The sequence below is a fragment of the Flavobacterium sp. ACN6 genome (genome assembly GCF_002304005.1).
GTDB lineage: Bacteria > Bacteroidota > Bacteroidia > Flavobacteriales > Flavobacteriaceae > Flavobacterium.
This window is the reverse complement of sequence record NZ_MRCQ01000001.1, coordinates 63,615-79,744: the sequence shown is the minus strand read 5'-3', so window position 1 is coordinate 79,744 and position 16,130 is coordinate 63,615. Positions and strand designations below refer to the sequence as shown.

Below are 16,130 nucleotides of genomic sequence, written 5' to 3'. Positions count from 1 at the left end.
CTATCGAATTAATAGGCATTCAACTAAAAGAAAGCATTATTTATGGAAAATTCAACAATAGCTACATTTGGAGGTGGTTGTTTTTGGTGTATTGAAGCTGTGATTCAGCGTTTAAAAGGTGTTGAATCAATACAATCGGGTTTCTCCGGCGGGTTTATAAAAAATCCACCTTACCGCGAAGTCTGTACAGGACGAACGGGACACGCAGAAGTGATTCAAGTCGCCTTCAATCCTGACATAATTTCATATCATGACCTTATTTCTATATTTATGACAAGTCATGATCCAACAACTTTAAATCGTCAAGGCGGTGACAAAGGGACGCAATATCGTTCTATTGTTTTGTATCATGATGAAAAACAGAAGGAAACAGCTGAAAAAGTTTTTCAGGAAGTACAACCTGCATATCCTGAACCGATTGTTACGGAATTAAAACCTTTTGAAGTTTTTTACCAAGCCGAAGATGATCATCAAAATTATTATAATGAAAATCGAGATGCGAGATATTGTCAGGTCGTAATTGATCCAAAAATTCAGAAACTAAATAAAATGTACGCCGATAAATTAATTGGTTAAATTTAAAGTTTTGTCAAGATTAGAGGCAAATAAAATCCTTCTAATCTGTGTAATCTGTGACAAAATAAAAAAGAAAGAAACAAAATGAAAAATCTAAAAATAAACAATCGATTTACAGCCGAATTACCAGCGGATCCAGAATTGACCAATGAAATTCGTCAGGTAAAAAATACGTTATTTTCTTATGTAAATCCAACAAAACCAGCTAATCCGAAATTGATTCACGCTTCTGAAGAAGTTGCCGATTTAGTCGGGATTTCAAAAGAAGAGATTCAATCTGAAGAGTTTTTAAATGCTTTTTCTGGAAAAGATATTCTTCCTGATACACAGCCATATGCTATGTGTTACGCCGGACATCAATTTGGAAATTGGGCTGGACAATTGGGCGATGGACGTGCTATTAATTTAACGGAAGTTGAACACAATAATCAATTTTATACGCTGCAGTTAAAAGGTGCTGGAAAAACACCGTACTCTAGAACCGCAGATGGTTTGGCTGTTTTACGTTCTTCGATCAGAGAATATCTATGTGCAGAAGCGATGTATTATTTGGGAGTTCCCACTACTCGATCTCTTTCGTTGATTCTTTCTGGTGATCAAGTTTTAAGAGACATTTTATACAATGGAAACCCTGCTTATGAAAAAGGCGCAGTGGTCTGCCGTGTTGCACCATCATTTATTCGTTTTGGAAGTTTTGAAATGCTGACAGCGAGAAATGAACTTAAAAATCTGAAAGAGTTTGTAGAATTTACAATCAAGCATTATTTCCCGGAAATTACTGGTGAACCGAAAGAGCAGTATCTACAATTCTTTAAAAAAGTTGCAGATACAACACGCGAAATGATTTTACATTGGCAGCGCGTCGGATTTGTTCATGGCGTAATGAATACCGATAATATGTCTATACACGGAATCACAATTGATTACGGCCCTTACGGATGGCTGGAAAACTATGATCCGAACTGGACTCCAAACACTACAGACAGTCAAAATAGAAGATACCGTTTCGGAAATCAGCCTCAAATTGCACAATGGAATTTATATCAACTCGCCAATGCGCTATATCCATTAATTAATGAAGCTGAACCATTAGAAAAAATACTAGAGTCCTTTATAGTTGATTTTAAAGAAGATTATAAAAATATGTTTTTAAGTAAATTAGGTATCTTTACTTCAAGTAATACTGATGATAAAATAATTCAAGGAATTGAAGAAATTTTGCAATTATCTGAAACCGATATGACTATCTATTTTAGAAATTTAAGTCAAATCAAAAAAGACGATTCTGTAGAACAGGCATTTAACAAAATCGAATATGCATTTTATTTGCCAGAAGAGATAAAAGGCGAAATTCTAGATTCTTGGCAAAAATGGTTATCGGTTTATCTTAAACGTTTAAGTAGTGAAGAGCTGTCAGATGAGGAACGCGCTGTGAAAATGAATTTGGTAAATCCGAAATATGTACTGAGAAATTATATGGCACAATTGGCTATAGATGAAGCGGACAAAGGAAATTATGATTTAGTTGACGAGTTATTTCAGCTGTTGAAAAATCCATACGACGAACAGCCTGAATCTGAAAAATGGTTTGCTAAACGACCAGATTGGGCAAGATCTAAAGTGGGATGTTCAATGCTTTCTTGTAGTTCTTAATTTTTTTCTGCTACTAATTTCACGAATTTTTGCTATTTTTTTATATAAATATTTATTAGAATATAAATCTTAAATAATTTGCGCACGTCTCGACTTCGCTCGATGTGACAATTTAAATTCAATAAAAAAATCCGCGAAAATTCGTGAAATTCGGGGCAAACCTATTTCGAAGTAATATAATTCACAATCATACTGGCGTGAACGCGCGAGTTTTCAATAAACCATTTATGTGTCTGAATACCGCCGCAGACAACGCCTGCAAGAAATAATCCTTCTACATTTGTTTCCATTGTTTCAGGATTGTAAATCGGAATTTTTAATTCGTCGTCAGAAAGCTGAATTCCCATTTTTTCTAGGAAATTCAAATCTGGTTTATAACCGGTTAATGCTAAAACAAAATCATTTTCAAGTGTAACCTTTCCATTTGGAGTTTCAATTTCAACTTCATTTTCTCTGATTTCAGTAATATTAGATTCAAAATACGCTTTAATACTTCCCTCTTCAATCCGATTTTCAATATCAGGTTTTACCCAATATTTTACTCTGTTGTTAATTTCATTTTTACGAATCACCATAGTTACATCGGCGCCTTTTCTCCAGCATTCCAAAGCCGCGTCTACAGAGGAATTATTGGCACCCACTACTAGAATTTTTCTAAATGCATATTCGTGTGCTTCTTTATAATAGTGGCGCACTTTTGGGAGATTTTCTCCAGAAATATTCATTTCTATCGGAATATCATAAAAACCTGTAGCAATTATAACATTGCTTGATTCGTAATTTTGTTTGTCGGTGGTTATTTTGAAAATCTTGTTATTTTCTTTTTGAACGCTGATTACTTTTTCAAATAAATTAATATTGAATTTAAAATAACGATGAATGTTTCTGTAGTATTCTAAAGCTTCTTGACGCCCAGGTTTTGGCGCTAAGCAATTAAACGGAATATCACCAATTTCCAATCTCTCTGCAGTAGAAAAAAAGGTCATATAAAGCGGATAATTGAAAATGCTATTTACAATTGCTCCTTTTTCAATTATTAAATATTTTAATTTTTTCTTTTGGGCTTCGATGGCGCAGGCAAGACCAATTGGGCCTCCTCCTACTATAATAAGGTCGTATGCTGCTTCTGTCATTTTATTTCTGCCATTCTTTAAATGGATTTTTACTCAAATAGGCGTTATAATATCTTTCGTCGTTTGTAACTTCTTCTCCAAGCCAATCTGGTTTTTCAAAAGCTTCTGTTTCAGAGTTTAATTCAATTTCTGCCATAACTAAACCTTCGTTTTCTCCATAAAACTCATCAACTTCATAAACATGAATTCCGGATTTTATTTCAAAACGGGTCTTTTCTATTTTGCCTTTTTCGCATAATTTCAAAAGTTCAGCTGCTTCGTCGAGCGGAATTTCATTTTCCCATTCAAAACGAGACATACCACCGCTGTGGCTTATTCCTTTTATAGTTATAAACCCTTTATTTCCCTTAATTCTAACCCTGACAGTTCGTTCTGGAACAGAACTAAGATAACCTTGAGCAATTTTATTTTGAGCAAAAGCTTGTTTCTTGAAGTCCTCAGATTTCACAAGAAATTTTCTTTCTATTTCGACCATTTTAAATGTGCGTTATTTTTTTTATGCAAGTTACTCATTTTAATCAAGCTGTTGAAAATATAGAAAAGCAAAAAAATGTTAATTCAATTTTAAAGACGTAAATCAAGAACATTAAAATAACTGATTATTAATACATTACGTGTTATTTTTTTAGTTAAATTTGATAGAATCTAAACTTTATCATCTATGTCTAAAAAAGCACTTTATGTATTAGGCATTGCAATAACCATTATTTTGGGTACTTATTTGTATCTGAAATTTTGCTGCAACTGCAATGAGAAAACACCAACGGATGATACTCCCAAAACAGCTTCAACTGCTGTTCAAGAGCTAAATTTTGTTCCGTTTGAATTGAATGGTTCTGGAATTGAATATCGTACAAATGATAATTTCAAGTTCCTTAAAAACAGCGCTATTTTAATAATGCCTGTAAGTGATTCTATTATAACTGGAATTCAGAAATTAAAGACATTCCTGGCTTCAAATCCAAAGCAGCAAGTAACAATAACTGGTTATGCTTTATCTGACGAAAAGAACACGACCTCTTTTGAGAGTCTGGGTCTGGCAAGGGCAAATGATGTTAAGAATTACTTTGTATCAGAAGGATTAACTGAAAAACAGTTTATTACTAAAGGTGAAATAATAGACAATTGGAAAACGAGTGCAGATACGCTTTTAGGACCTGCAGCTTATACCTTTGGAACTATTGATTCTACTGCTGTTACAAATGACGAATGGAGCGCTTTAAAAGACAAAATAAACGCAGATCCGCTGCTTCTTCACTTTAACACAAATCAGTCCAGCCAAACTTTAAGCAGTGTAGAAAAACAAAAAGTGGCCGATATTATTAAGTATACAGAAAATGTAAAAGATGCTGTTGTTTTAGCTGTTGGACATTCTGATAATGTTGGAAACCGCGATTCAAATATTGTTTTAGGACAAAAAAGAGCGGAATTTTCTAAAAGTTATCTTTCTAAAAACGGAATAGACCAAACTAGGATCGAAACCCAGTCTAAAGGTCCAGATGAACCCATTGGTGATAATAACACTTCAGAAGGAAAGGCGTCAAACAGAAGAACAGTAATTACAATTAAATAACTAATCAAAACATACGATCATGAATATACCTTGTATCTTAATACCTGTGCTAGTGGGATTAATCTGTGGGATTTTAGGTTACCTGCTTGGAAAAATGAACTCGAAAAATGATGATTCGCTTGCATTATCCCTTCAAGCTGATTTGGATGCCTGTAAAGCGAATACTAGAAATTTAAATGCCCGAATAGCGACATTAGAAGCAGATTTAGCTGCGAAACCTAAAATAGCGCCTCAGTCATTTACCGCCACGGCACCAACGTTAGTTACTTTTGACAGCGCATTAGCAGCAACAGTTTTAGGCAAAAAAATAAAAGATAATGATTTGAAAATTGTAGAAGGAATTGGTCCGAAAATAGAAGCATTATTAAATAATGCGGGAATTACAACATGGTATGATCTTTCTCAAGCATCAACTGAAAAACTACAATCTATACTTGATGCAGGCGGCGAAAATTACTCCATACATAATCCAAGTACCTGGGCTAAACAAGCTTTATTTGCCTATCAAGGAAAATGGCAGGAATTAAAAGATTGGCAGCAAAATCTTTTAGGCGGGAAAGAGTAAGGAAATAGGTTCAGAGGTTCAGAGTTGCAAAGGGACAAAGGTTTAAACAAAGGTTTAAACAAAGGTTCAAACAAAGGTTCAGAGGACAAAGGTTGAGAGGGACAAAGGTTCAAAGGCACAAAGTTTTCGCTCTGTATCTTTGCTCCTTTGAACCTTTGTCCCTCTGTACCTTTTTCCCTTTGTAACTCTGAACCTACAATCCCCAACCTTTTGAGTTATTGTACCAAAGCTTACCATTTTTAACTTCTAAAGGACAATCTATATTATTAGTATATAATGCTCCGGTTCCTAAACCTTGGGGCATTTTTGAATTCTGAAGGAATGTCCATTGTGCAATGGCGTTAAGACCAATATTACTTTCTAAAGCCGATGTAATCCACCAGCCGATATTATATTTGTCTGCCAACGAAATCCACTCTTGCGTGCCTCTGAAACCGCCAATAAAACTTGGCTTCAAAATAATATACTGTGGTTTTATTTCGTGGAGTAATTTTTCTTTTTCTTCCAATGAAAAAACACCAATAAGTTCTTCGTCTAAAGCTATAGGAAATGGAGTTACTTTACAAAGCTGTGCCATTTCTTTTATATTACCGTTTTTTATAGGCTGTTCTATGCTATGAAGTTCAAATTGTTTTAATTGATTAAGCTTATCTAAAGCTTCTGTAGAAGTAAAAGCGCCATTTGCATCTACACGAATTTCGATTTCTTCTGGTGAAAAATGACTTCTAATAAATTGAAGTAATTCTAATTCTTTTTCAAAATCTATTGCACCAATTTTAAGTTTGATACAGTTAAATCCATCGGCTAGTTTTTCTTCTATTTGCTGTTTCATGAAAGAAGATTCTCCCATCCAAACTAAGCCGTTTATTGCAATAGAACTTTTGTTTGTAGTGAAATCTGACGGAAATAAAATATATGAATTTTCGCTTTTTAAGGATTGAAAAGCCATTTCTATTCCGAATTGTATTGATGGAAATTCTAGTAAGGCCTCCCACAGTGCTTTTTCGCCTAAATGAATATTATTACAAGCCCATTGGAGTTTTTCTTCGTAATCGTCACGATCGTCTGCGCTTAAACCGCGTAAGATCCCGCACTCACCTATCCCTTTTTTTCCGTTTTCTTCTAGAGTAATAAACCAGGTTTCTTTTTCGGTCATTATACCTCTCGAAGTTCCTGAAGGGCGTTTAAATTCTAATAAATATTTTTGGTAAGAAGCTTTCAATGAATGTTTATTTTAATTATAAAGTTTAAGCACTTTTTCAAAATCCTTAGACGGAAGTCCAGCTTTTTCAAAAGCTGCAAAATCCAATTTTGTTTTTGCAACCCAGCTCAAACTGTCGGTTACATTTTGAGTTTGGTATTTTTTATAAATTGCTTTTGCTTCGCTGTAATCGTTAGTAATTAAATAAGTGTGAGCTAAATTTAACTTCACCATTAATTCTGTATCATCCAGCTTTTCGCCTTCTTGAAGTGCTTTTAATGCTTTTGCATATTGTTTGGTTAAAATGTAGCAATATCCTAATGAACTATAATCTAAAGCCGTTGCTTTACCTTCACTTATTATAGTGTTCAGCTTTGGAATGGCTTCATTGTATTTTTGCAGTTTTATTAATGAAGATGCCTGCGTTCTTAAGTCGTTGAATACATTTTTAGAAATGTCGGCATCTTTATAACAGGCGTTTCCAAAATCTTTATACACTTTTGTTTTTTCGACGGCTAATAATTTTTGGAATTCATCATAACGATATTGTTTCATGATTTTATTCAAAATGCACACACAAAAATCATCTGAATTGGCCATTTTTTGTGCCATTGTAGAAGTTTTACACAAACTTATGATTTCGTTTTTATTGTCTTGGTTCCAGCCGCGGTTTAATTTGGAATCGACCCAAGGCACAACTTCTAAAACTACTTTCTGACTTAGAATCCAATTTTTACTTTCAAAACCAAACCAAATTGTTCCGGTATTTTGTTTTAAGCAGGAAGATTTATCAAGTGATAAACGTTTTGCGTCTTTGCTTACAGGTTCGGCCTGAGAAAAACAAGCTTTATCAATTTTACCGTCTGCCACATATTTTTTTGCATTTTCATTTGATGTAAAAATCGAATAGGTGCATTCGTCATCTCCAGAAATTTTAGACATCAAAAAAACAGCTCCTGCAGATCCCTGACTAACGCCTGTTGGATCTGGAATAGCTTTTAGTAAAGAAACCAAACTATTGGTCAGTTCCTGATTTTTGTCTAAAAGTGTAATGCGATAAACGATTTCTGTGGTTCCGACTGGAAGATCTTCTGTCGCAATATAAATTCTATCGCGTGCGGGAACCATAATTTCTTTTGTAGTTGCTCGCTCTTTGTCCCAATAACCGTCTTTCTGTGCGAAAGCAGTAAAGGAAACTGTAATAAACAGCGATAGAATTATTTTTTTGAAAGTTGTATTTCGTGATGATGCTTTAATTGCCACAGATTTCACAGATTAAAATGATTTTTACTTAAAAAAACTTCATTATATAATAACATAGATTATGCCAAATAACTTTCTTATGGAAACGATTGCCTAGCCCCGATTACTTCACCAAATTTTATTTTAATTGGAGTTTAGTGAAATTCGTTTGAGGCGGTATCTTTTTTAAGTTAATTTTTCTTTACCTTAATAAAGATATAGCCGAAAGCAGGATTAGCTCCTTCTTTCGACTATTCTCAGGATGCCAATTATAATTCTATAGATTCTCCGATTTGTAAAAGCATTAAATCTTTTCCTTTATCGAAAAATTTACGGATTGATTCTTCGTGATTGATTTCGATATAACCGAAAGTGTCAAAGTGGTAACCTAAAATTTTATCACATTCTACAAAATCTGAAGCGATGATAGCATCTTCTACATCCATTGTAAAATTATTTCCGATTGGAAGAATTGCTAAATCCAATTTTGTACGAAGCGGAATTAATTTCATATCGTACGTTAATGCAGTATCTCCGGCGATATAAATGTTTTTATGTTCGCCTTCGATCACAAATCCACCAGGATTTCCGCCGTAAGTACCATCAGGAAAACTGCTGGAGTGAATAGCATTTACATATTTCACTTTTCCGAAATCAAAATTCCAGCTTCCGCCGTGATTCATTGGGTGTGAATTGAATCCCTTGTTGGCATAATAACTTGTAATTTCAGCATTTGAAACAATAACCGCATTGGTGTTTTTTGCAATAGCTTCAACATCCAAAACATGATCACCATGTGCGTGTGTCAACAAGATATAATCTGCCTTTAGTGCATTGATATCAATTGCTGCTGCTTGCGGATTTCCCGTAATAAAAGGATCCACAATAATATTTTTTCCTCCCACTTCAATTGCTAAAGAAGCGTGTCCGTAAAATGTAATTTTCATTTTGTTAAGTTTAAAGTTTAACGTTTGTTTTTATCTTCCTCCTAAAAATAAGTTTACAATAATGTCTGAAATCAATGAAATCATACAAATTGTAAGGAGTATCGAAAGAAGAAATGTGCTTAATGCCAGTTTTTTTAATTCTGGATCTAATAATTTAGGGTTTTGATTCTTGTAAACAGTTATTAGATGTTTAGTCAAAGGAATAAAAGCCAATAAGAAAAGGTATTGATCGAAATTATAATCGCTTAAAATGGCAAAAATAACGACCAAAAGCATTGCAGTACCAATTAGAAAATAATGGTAAAACTTTGCTTTTGCTGCGCCAATCTGCACTACAACTGTGTTTTTACCTGCTTTTTTATCTGATTCCTGATCACGCATATTGTTCAAATTTAAAACTCCAACGCTCAATAATCCTATTGAAACTGCTGGAAGAATTAAAAGCGGATCAATTTCTTTTGCATATAAAAAGTTTACACCTAATGTACTTACAAGTCCGAAGAAAACAAAAACGAAGATATCTCCAAATCCTCTGTAGCCATAAGCAGAATTACCTACTGTATATCGAATCGCAGACGCGATTGCAGCAATTCCTAATAGTAGAAAAAAGATCGAATATCCGAAATTATCTTTTCCAAAAGCGAAATAAATTAATATCATAGCCGACAAAAGAGTCAGTATTGAGGTAATTATGATCGCTTTTTTCATTGCCTGAGGCGTAATAACACCGCTCTGAATAGCGCGCATTGGCCCTACTCGATCTGCATTATCGGTACCTTTTACACCATCGCCGTAATCATTTGCAAAATTTGATAAAACCTGCAATCCTAATGTTGTTAAAAGTGCAAAACCAAATACTTTCCAGCTGAATACTTCTGTTGGCGTATTAATAGTTTCTGTTGGATTTGATAATGCATAAATACTTCCAACTATAATTCCGGAAACTGATAAAGGTAAGGTGCGCAGTCTTGCGGCTTCAATCCAATGTTTCATTATTTGTTATTTTAGATTTTAGAGTGTAGATTTTAGATTATTATGCGCTGACTAAGAATTATAGATTAAAAAAATCTATCCCGACGCTTCGGGACTAAAATCAGAAATCTACAATTATTTACGGTAACCACTTATTTTCACCGAAATTTGGTTTTCTTTTTTCTAAGAAAGCATTTCTACCTTCTTTGGCTTCTTCCGTCATGTAAGCCAGACGAGTTGCTTCTCCAGCAAAAACTTGCTGTCCAACCATTCCGTCGTCAGTTAAGTTCATTGCAAATTTCAGCATTTTTATAGAAGTTGGTGATTTTTGAAGGATTTCCTGAGCCCATTCGTAAGCTGTATCTTCAAGTTCGTCATGAGGAATTACGGCATTTACCATTCCCATTTCAAAAGCCTCCTGAGCAGAATAGTTTCTACCTAAAAAGAATATTTCACGAGCTTTTTTCTGCCCCACCATTTTAGCCAAATAAGCTGATCCGTAACCGCCATCAAAGCTTGTTACATCTGCATCTGTCTGTTTAAAAATGGCATGTTCTTTACTCGCAAGAGTCATATCGCACACTACGTGTAAACTATGTCCACCGCCTACAGCCCAACCTGGAACAACAGCAATTACTACTTTTGGCATAAAACGAATTAAACGCTGTACTTCAAGAATATTTAAACGATGCTGCCCATCTTCTCCAACATATCCTTGATGCCCGCGCGCATTTTGATCGCCGCCGCTGCAAAAAGAATAAACGCCGTCTTTTGTCGAAGGTCCTTCTGCAGAAAGTAAAACTACTCCAATTGAAGTATCTTCCTGCGCATCATAAAAGGCCTGGTATAATTCTGAAGTCGTTTTAGGACGGAATGCATTTCTAACATTTGGTCTGTTAAAAGCGATTCTTGCTACTCCATTACATTTTTTATAGGTTATATCTTCAAACTCTCTGGCTGTAATCCAATCCATTTTGATTTATTTTATTTAAACAATTATAGGGTAAAAATAAGGCATTTTTATAATTTTACCTACTCAATTCGGGTTAAGTCTTAACGAAAATTACGCTCAATGTTAACAATTGGGTCATGCGTCCAAAAAATAACATTTTTTAACATTAGTTTAGAAAAATAATAATTAATTTTACACCCTAGAAATCAATGAGATACATTTTGTTTCAATGATTTTAGATTGATTTTCTTTCACTGATTTATTAACCTAAAAAATGATTTTTTTGAGAAAATTTAAAAAATTTGTCGCTCATTTTTTTACGGTTTTTAGTAACAGACCAATTAATGAGCAAATGATTTATGTGTTTGTCGAAACTTCGAAAAGAAAAAAGTAACACCTAAGGTTAAATGTTAGAATTGTATCTATAATTAGTATATGAATGATAACGAAAAAGACGAAAAAGTACTAATTCACACTTTCTAAAAGTTATTTATAAACCAATGGATTAAGCCGTGAAATTCTCTTTTTGCTTTTAAGATATTTGCATCAATTGTTTAAAAGACATACCATCAATGGAGTAATTTCTAAAATTTTTAAAGCCATTATTCTGAGATGGATTCGAATTATTTTATTTCTGTTTTTTTTTAATTACAATTTTTTTTAAAACTAGAATAAAAAGCGAAAGGCTGCTCTAATTGAGCAGCCTTTTGTGTTATATTTATTTTTAAAATTCCAAATTTTAACTTTAAATTCCAATATTTTTTAAATTCCAAATTCCAATATTTTAGGATTGTACTTAAAATCTAAATTATAAAATCCTACATTGGAATTTGGAATTTTAAAATTGGAATTTTAAAAACTCTTTAGTTTACAAGATAAATTCCATCTTCCTTAATTTCAATTAGTTTCTCTTTGTATAAAGAACCAATTGCTTTTTTAAACGATTTTTTACTCATCTTTAAAACCGTTTTAATGTCTTCTGGATGCGAATCGTCGTTTAAACGAAGAAAACCTCTGCTGGCTCTTAATTCACTTAAAACCTTTTCTGCATTTGGTTCTATACTTTCAGCGCCTTGTACTTGTAAGGCAACATCAATTTTATTGTCAGGTCGGATATTTTTAATGTAACCGCGCATTCTGTCGCCAGTTCTAATAGAATCATCATAAACTTCGTCTTTGTATAAAAGACCTTTATGCTGCTCGTTTATAATTACATTAATCCCCATATCTGTAATATGAGAAACAATTAAATCTACTTCTTCCCCTTTTTCAACCGTTAACTGGTCATTATTCAAGAATTGGTTTGTTTTACTAGATGCTACCAAACGATTGGTTTGCTTATCCATATATAAATAAACCAAATAACGCTTTCCTTTTTCCATCGGACGTGCTTGTTCTTTAAACGGAACAAGAATATCTTTTTCCATTCCCCAATCCATAAAAGCGCCCACATTATTGATATAGTTTACTCTCAAAAGAGCAAATTCGTTCAATAAAATATAGGGAACTAAAGTCGTGGATACAGGTCGTTGTTCATGATCCAGATAAACGAAAACGATTAATTCTTCTCCGATTTCAAATTCTTTTGGAACATATTTATTTGGCAGTAAAACATCGTGAATTCCATCTGGATCATTTTCAGGATCTCCTAAAAATAAACCAACTTTGGTATCACGTAATATAGTAAGTGTATTGTATTTTCCTATTTCAAGCATTTTTCTAACGTTCTAAGTTGATAAGCAACTAAGTTTATGAGTTGCAAAGGTACGAAGTTTGAAAATGGAAATAGAAAATGTTTGAGATAAAATACTAAAAACAAAAAGCGCCCTTAATAAGACGCTTTCATTTTGACTTTAAATGACTATTTGTAAACACTTTCTTTTTTAAAGTGTACTGTCAATAAATAATACACAACTGCTCTATATTTGTGTTTGTTCGATTTTCCGTATTTTTCTAATACAGAATGAATAGCTTCCAATAATGCTGGGCTGTCTGCTAATCCTAATTTTTTAATTAAAAAATTATTTTTAACTGTATCTAATTCAGACTGCTGGCTGCCTGCCACTGTCGAAGCATCATCATTGTAAATGGATGGTCCACAGCCAATTGTTACTTTAGTCAATAAATCCATATTTGGAGTTACTCCGCATTTTTCTTTTAAATCTGAAGCATACTTCAAAATTAATTCTTCTCTTTTGCTCATAATGTTATGTATTGGTTATTATTTATAAAACCAAAACTAAAAACTATTATGAAATAAAACTAATTTTTAACAAAAATTAACTTACAATAATTAAATCAATTTTTTGAAGTATTGCTTTAAAATAACATCATTTTCTGCTGTCGGCGTAAAGATTTCCAATATTCCAGGCGCCTCATTTGTATTGTAAAGTAATTCTAAACTTTTATTTAATGATTCCGAGTCATTGGCGGTAAAGTAATTGCAATGATACATTTTAGCTAAATGTTCAGCAGTTAAATGGTGAGATGTTTCGAAATACGTATTGAAAACAGGCTTTTCTTCATGTCCTGGCAGAATCCTGAAAATTCCTCCTCCTCCATTATTAACCAATATTATTTTAAAATTTTTCGGGATATAAGAATTCCATAAGGCATTGCTGTCATATAAAAAACTAATGTCTCCGGTAATAAATACAGTCTGTCTATCATTCCCAACCGATGCTCCAACTGCTGTTGACGTACTTCCGTCGATACCGCTTGTACCGCGGTTGCAGAAAACTTCGATTGATTTGTCAATATCAATTAATTGAGCATAACGAATGGCAGAACTATTACTTATCTGAAGAATGCTGTTTTTTGGAAGCGATCCAATTACTTTCTCGAAAACTTTAAAGTCTGAAAAATTAATTTGTTCTAAATATTCTTGTCTTTTTACTAATCTAATTTTATAAATAGCATCTATATCTCTAAAATAGTCACTTACTGCAAAAGATGTTTTGGAGAGCAAATCTTTGAAAAAGTCATTGGGATACATTTCAAAATGTTTAGTCAACGCTCCAAAGGTGTCATAAGCACGTAAAGTATCAATATGCCAATGATGCTGCGGTTTATACTTTCGTAAAAATCCTTTGATTCTTTTTGAAACCACCATGCCGCCAAAAGTCACTAAAACTTCTGGGTTAAATTCTTTAAAATCAGAATCATCAAATGGTGTAATTAAAGTATCAATACTATTAATGAAAGTTGGATGATGCAGGTTCGAAGTAGTTTCTGTAAGTACTACAACTGATGGATCTGAAGCTAAATTTTCTATTACTGCTTGATCCAAAACGTTTGCGTCATTTACACCAACTAAGATTAATTTTCGCTTGGCATTGTTCCAAACGGATGCAAATTGGGCACTATTTTCAATCGTACTTACGTTATTTTCTGGCTTCGAATTTGTAATTTTTGGATGTACAGAAAGTACTTCTGTAGTTTCATATAAGGGCTCTTCAAAAGGTGCATTGATATGAACTGGTCCTTTTTTCTGTATAGCAGTTTCTATCGCGAGATTGATTTTCAAATCATTTTCTTCTGAAGCTTCTTCTGTTAGATTTGCATTAAAAACAGAATGATTAAGAAAAACATTTTCCTGGCGAATCGTTTGTCCGTCACCAATATCAATTTTACTCTGCGGACGATCTGCAGAGATTACAATTAAAGGAATCTGGCTGTAGAATGCTTCCGCAAAAGCGGGATAGTAGTTTAATAAAGCAGATCCAGAAGTACAAACAACCGCTGTTGGCTGTTTGGTTTGTTGTGCTATTCCTAAAGCAAAAAAAGCAGCGCAGCGTTCGTCTGCTATACTGTAACATTTAAAATTAGGATTTTGAGCAAAACCAATCGTTAATGGTGCGTTTCTTGATCCGGGAGAAATTATAATATTAATAATGCCTTTGGCAGATAAAATTTCGATAATGCTTTGTGCAAGCGCAATTTTGGGGTAAATCATTCTGATCGCGTATTACTTTTTTTAAAGAAAATCCTCAATTTGATTTTTCTTCATCTTGCTTACAAAGTTACAAACTTCGCAGTTGATTTAAATTATAATTAGGAATATATTAAGTCTCTTTCTCGAAAAAGGAAATATATTTGTAAAATCGAATAATTAATAAAAGCCAGACATACTATGCGTTTCTTACTTATACTTTTTTTTGCTGTTACTTTTCAAGCCGTAAATTCTCAAAATAAATTTGTTCCCGTTGATGTTACGTATAAAACGGCTTTGGAAAATGCTAAAAAAGAAGGAAAACCTCTTTTTATAATGCTTTATGCCGATTGGTGTCCGCATTGTAATTTAATGAAAACAGAAGTTTTAAGTGATCCTGCAGTTATTGATTTTCTGAACAAAAATTATGTCTGCACCTATAAAAACATTGAAAAAGAAGAAGGAATTGCTTTAAAGAATAAATTCAACACCAAATCGCTTCCTACTTTTTTATTTTTAGATGCCAATGAAACTCTGATTTATGCTTTAAAGGGCGAAATGAAAAAGGCAGAATTTCTAAATGAGCTTCGTTATGCTTTGAACCCAAAAATGCAATTGCCTTATTTAGAAAAGGAATTTATGGCAGATCCGAGTAATTCTGATAAGTTCTTTACCTATTTAAATACCTTAAAAAAAGGAAAAGATAGAACCGAATTGTCTCCAGCAACTCATACGTATCTTAATACACAATCTGATACACAATTGGTGAGCGAGTTAAATTGGCGCGTTATTGCAAATGGTGTTACAGATATAAAATCGAGAGAATTTCAGTATGTTTTAAATCATCAAAAAGAATTTGCCACTGTAGCTTCTCAAAATCGTGTGGATCGTAAAATTGAAAGTATTGTAAATGAACTACTTCGTCCGTTGGTTGATAATTTAGACACTATAAACTATTACAAACAAAGAGAAGTTGCCAAATCGATTCGATTGCAAAAAACTGATTCGCTGGTTTTTAAATATGATTTAACTTTGGCGGAAAGAACAGAGAAATGGGATTTTTATAAAAAAGTTACACTTGAAGATACTCAAAAATTAGTTTGGAATGATGCCAGTTTTCTAAAAGAAATTGGAAATACATATTTAAAACATATTAACGATACTGAAAGTTTGAAGAAGGCGATTTTCTGGGTTAATCATTCTTTAGAATTAAATGATTCTTATGATGGTAATTTACTTCAAGCGAAACTTTATCATAAAATAAAAGATAAAAAGAAAGCTTTAGAATTTGCCAAAGAAGCCAAAGCTGTTGCAAAAGAAATGGGCTGGGATTCTAAAGACGCAGACGCTCTTCTAGCAGAACTAAACAAAAAATAACCAAAAAA

Annotated in this window: 15 protein-coding genes; 5 read left to right on the top strand and 10 right to left on the bottom strand. The window is 33.2% G+C overall.

Features of this window, described 5'->3' with window-relative positions:
• The first annotated feature begins 42 nt into the window (after nucleotides 1–42).
• Together msrA and BSF42_RS00390 are read left to right on the top strand one after the other, a co-directional pair.
• The gene (msrA, locus tag BSF42_RS00395; protein WP_095951149.1) at nucleotides 43–576 is read left to right on the top strand and encodes a peptide-methionine (S)-S-oxide reductase MsrA; all 534 of its coding nucleotides are present in this window, start codon (nucleotides 43–45) and stop codon (nucleotides 574–576) included.
• 84 nt (nucleotides 577–660) lie between these two features.
• Nucleotides 661–2,229 carry a YdiU family protein gene (locus BSF42_RS00390; protein WP_095951148.1) on the top strand — a complete coding sequence of 523 codons (1,569 nt, stop codon included), beginning with the start codon at nucleotides 661–663 and terminating at the stop codon, nucleotides 2,227–2,229.
• A 161-nt stretch (nucleotides 2,230–2,390) separates the two neighbouring features.
• Here the strand turns inward: BSF42_RS00390 and BSF42_RS00385 are convergent, their stop codons facing one another.
• The gene (locus BSF42_RS00385; RefSeq protein ID WP_095951147.1) at nucleotides 2,391–3,362 is read right to left on the bottom strand and encodes a YpdA family putative bacillithiol disulfide reductase; all 972 of its coding nucleotides are present in this window, start codon (nucleotides 3,360–3,362) and stop codon (nucleotides 2,391–2,393) included.
• Nucleotide 3,363: 1 nt separating this feature from the next.
• Nucleotides 3,364–3,837 carry a CYTH domain-containing protein gene (locus BSF42_RS00380; RefSeq protein WP_095951146.1) on the bottom strand — a complete coding sequence of 158 codons (474 nt, stop codon included), beginning with the start codon at nucleotides 3,835–3,837 and terminating at the stop codon, nucleotides 3,364–3,366.
• 186 nt (nucleotides 3,838–4,023) lie between these two features.
• Between BSF42_RS00380 and BSF42_RS00375 the strand changes: the two genes are divergently transcribed.
• On the top strand, nucleotides 4,024–4,935 hold the full coding sequence (locus BSF42_RS00375) for an OmpA family protein (RefSeq protein ID WP_095951145.1): 912 nt from the start codon (nucleotides 4,024–4,026) through the stop codon (nucleotides 4,933–4,935).
• A 19-nt stretch (nucleotides 4,936–4,954) separates the two neighbouring features.
• Nucleotides 4,955–5,500 (top strand): hypothetical protein, encoded by a 546-nt coding sequence (locus BSF42_RS00370; protein WP_095951144.1) that lies wholly within the window; start codon nucleotides 4,955–4,957, stop codon nucleotides 5,498–5,500.
• Between the two features lie 193 nt (nucleotides 5,501–5,693).
• Here BSF42_RS00370 and BSF42_RS00365 read toward each other — a convergent pair whose 3' ends face one another.
• The 8 genes from BSF42_RS00365 to menD all read right to left on the bottom strand — a co-directional run bounded on the left by BSF42_RS00365 (nucleotide 5,694) and on the right by menD (nucleotide 14,769).
• The gene (locus BSF42_RS00365; RefSeq protein WP_095951143.1) at nucleotides 5,694–6,722 is read right to left on the bottom strand and encodes an o-succinylbenzoate synthase; all 1,029 of its coding nucleotides are present in this window, start codon (nucleotides 6,720–6,722) and stop codon (nucleotides 5,694–5,696) included.
• A gap of 12 nt (nucleotides 6,723–6,734) precedes the next feature.
• Entirely contained in the window at nucleotides 6,735–7,973 is a 1,239-nt protein-coding gene (locus BSF42_RS00360) for a M48 family metallopeptidase (RefSeq protein WP_095951142.1), read from the bottom strand.
• A gap of 239 nt (nucleotides 7,974–8,212) precedes the next feature.
• Complete coding sequence (locus BSF42_RS00355) at nucleotides 8,213–8,890, bottom strand: metal-dependent hydrolase (protein WP_095951141.1); 678 nt, start codon at nucleotides 8,888–8,890, stop codon at nucleotides 8,213–8,215.
• Between the two features lie 30 nt (nucleotides 8,891–8,920).
• Complete coding sequence (gene menA / locus BSF42_RS00350; protein ID WP_095951140.1) at nucleotides 8,921–9,883, bottom strand: 1,4-dihydroxy-2-naphthoate octaprenyltransferase; 963 nt, start codon at nucleotides 9,881–9,883, stop codon at nucleotides 8,921–8,923.
• Nucleotides 9,884–10,001: 118 nt separating this feature from the next.
• Nucleotides 10,002–10,835: a 1,4-dihydroxy-2-naphthoyl-CoA synthase gene (locus tag BSF42_RS00345; protein ID WP_095951139.1), complete on the bottom strand. Its 834-nt coding sequence runs from the start codon at nucleotides 10,833–10,835 to the stop codon at nucleotides 10,002–10,004.
• 842 nt (nucleotides 10,836–11,677) lie between these two features.
• Nucleotides 11,678–12,529, bottom strand: coding sequence for a S1 RNA-binding domain-containing protein (locus tag BSF42_RS00340; protein ID WP_095951138.1), 852 nt, complete (start codon nucleotides 12,527–12,529; stop codon nucleotides 11,678–11,680).
• A 146-nt stretch (nucleotides 12,530–12,675) separates the two neighbouring features.
• Nucleotides 12,676–13,017, bottom strand: a complete 342-nt coding sequence (locus BSF42_RS00335; RefSeq protein ID WP_095951137.1) for a DUF2853 family protein — start codon at nucleotides 13,015–13,017, stop codon at nucleotides 12,676–12,678.
• 90 nt (nucleotides 13,018–13,107) lie between these two features.
• Nucleotides 13,108–14,769, bottom strand: a complete 1,662-nt coding sequence (menD, locus tag BSF42_RS00330; RefSeq protein ID WP_095951136.1) for a 2-succinyl-5-enolpyruvyl-6-hydroxy-3-cyclohexene-1-carboxylic-acid synthase — start codon at nucleotides 14,767–14,769, stop codon at nucleotides 13,108–13,110.
• Between the two features lie 177 nt (nucleotides 14,770–14,946).
• On the opposite strand from menD, the gene BSF42_RS00325 reads away from it, so the two are divergent.
• Nucleotides 14,947–16,122: a thioredoxin fold domain-containing protein gene (locus BSF42_RS00325; RefSeq protein WP_095951135.1), complete on the top strand. Its 1,176-nt coding sequence runs from the start codon at nucleotides 14,947–14,949 to the stop codon at nucleotides 16,120–16,122.
• Nucleotides 16,123–16,130 lie beyond the last annotated feature (8 nt).

Coding starts and splice junctions, on each gene's coding strand:
- menD (WP_095951136.1), bottom strand. CDS start 14,769: ATGATTTACCCCAAAATTGCGCTTGCACAAAGCATTATCGAAATTTTA.
- BSF42_RS00385 (WP_095951147.1), bottom strand. CDS start 3,362: ATGACAGAAGCAGCATACGACCTTATTATAGTAGGAGGAGGCCCAATT.
- BSF42_RS00375 (WP_095951145.1), top strand. CDS start 4,024: ATGTCTAAAAAAGCACTTTATGTATTAGGCATTGCAATAACCATTATT.
- BSF42_RS00340 (WP_095951138.1), bottom strand. CDS start 12,529: ATGCTTGAAATAGGAAAATACAATACACTTACTATATTACGTGATACC.
- BSF42_RS00355 (WP_095951141.1), bottom strand. CDS start 8,890: ATGAAAATTACATTTTACGGACACGCTTCTTTAGCAATTGAAGTGGGA.
- BSF42_RS00390 (WP_095951148.1), top strand. CDS start 661: ATGAAAAATCTAAAAATAAACAATCGATTTACAGCCGAATTACCAGCG.
- BSF42_RS00345 (WP_095951139.1), bottom strand. CDS start 10,835: ATGGATTGGATTACAGCCAGAGAGTTTGAAGATATAACCTATAAAAAA.
- BSF42_RS00335 (WP_095951137.1), bottom strand. CDS start 13,017: ATGAGCAAAAGAGAAGAATTAATTTTGAAGTATGCTTCAGATTTAAAA.
- BSF42_RS00370 (WP_095951144.1), top strand. CDS start 4,955: ATGAATATACCTTGTATCTTAATACCTGTGCTAGTGGGATTAATCTGT.
- BSF42_RS00380 (WP_095951146.1), bottom strand. CDS start 3,837: ATGGTCGAAATAGAAAGAAAATTTCTTGTGAAATCTGAGGACTTCAAG.
- msrA (WP_095951149.1), top strand. CDS start 43: ATGGAAAATTCAACAATAGCTACATTTGGAGGTGGTTGTTTTTGGTGT.
- BSF42_RS00325 (WP_095951135.1), top strand. CDS start 14,947: ATGCGTTTCTTACTTATACTTTTTTTTGCTGTTACTTTTCAAGCCGTA.
- menA (WP_095951140.1), bottom strand. CDS start 9,883: ATGAAACATTGGATTGAAGCCGCAAGACTGCGCACCTTACCTTTATCA.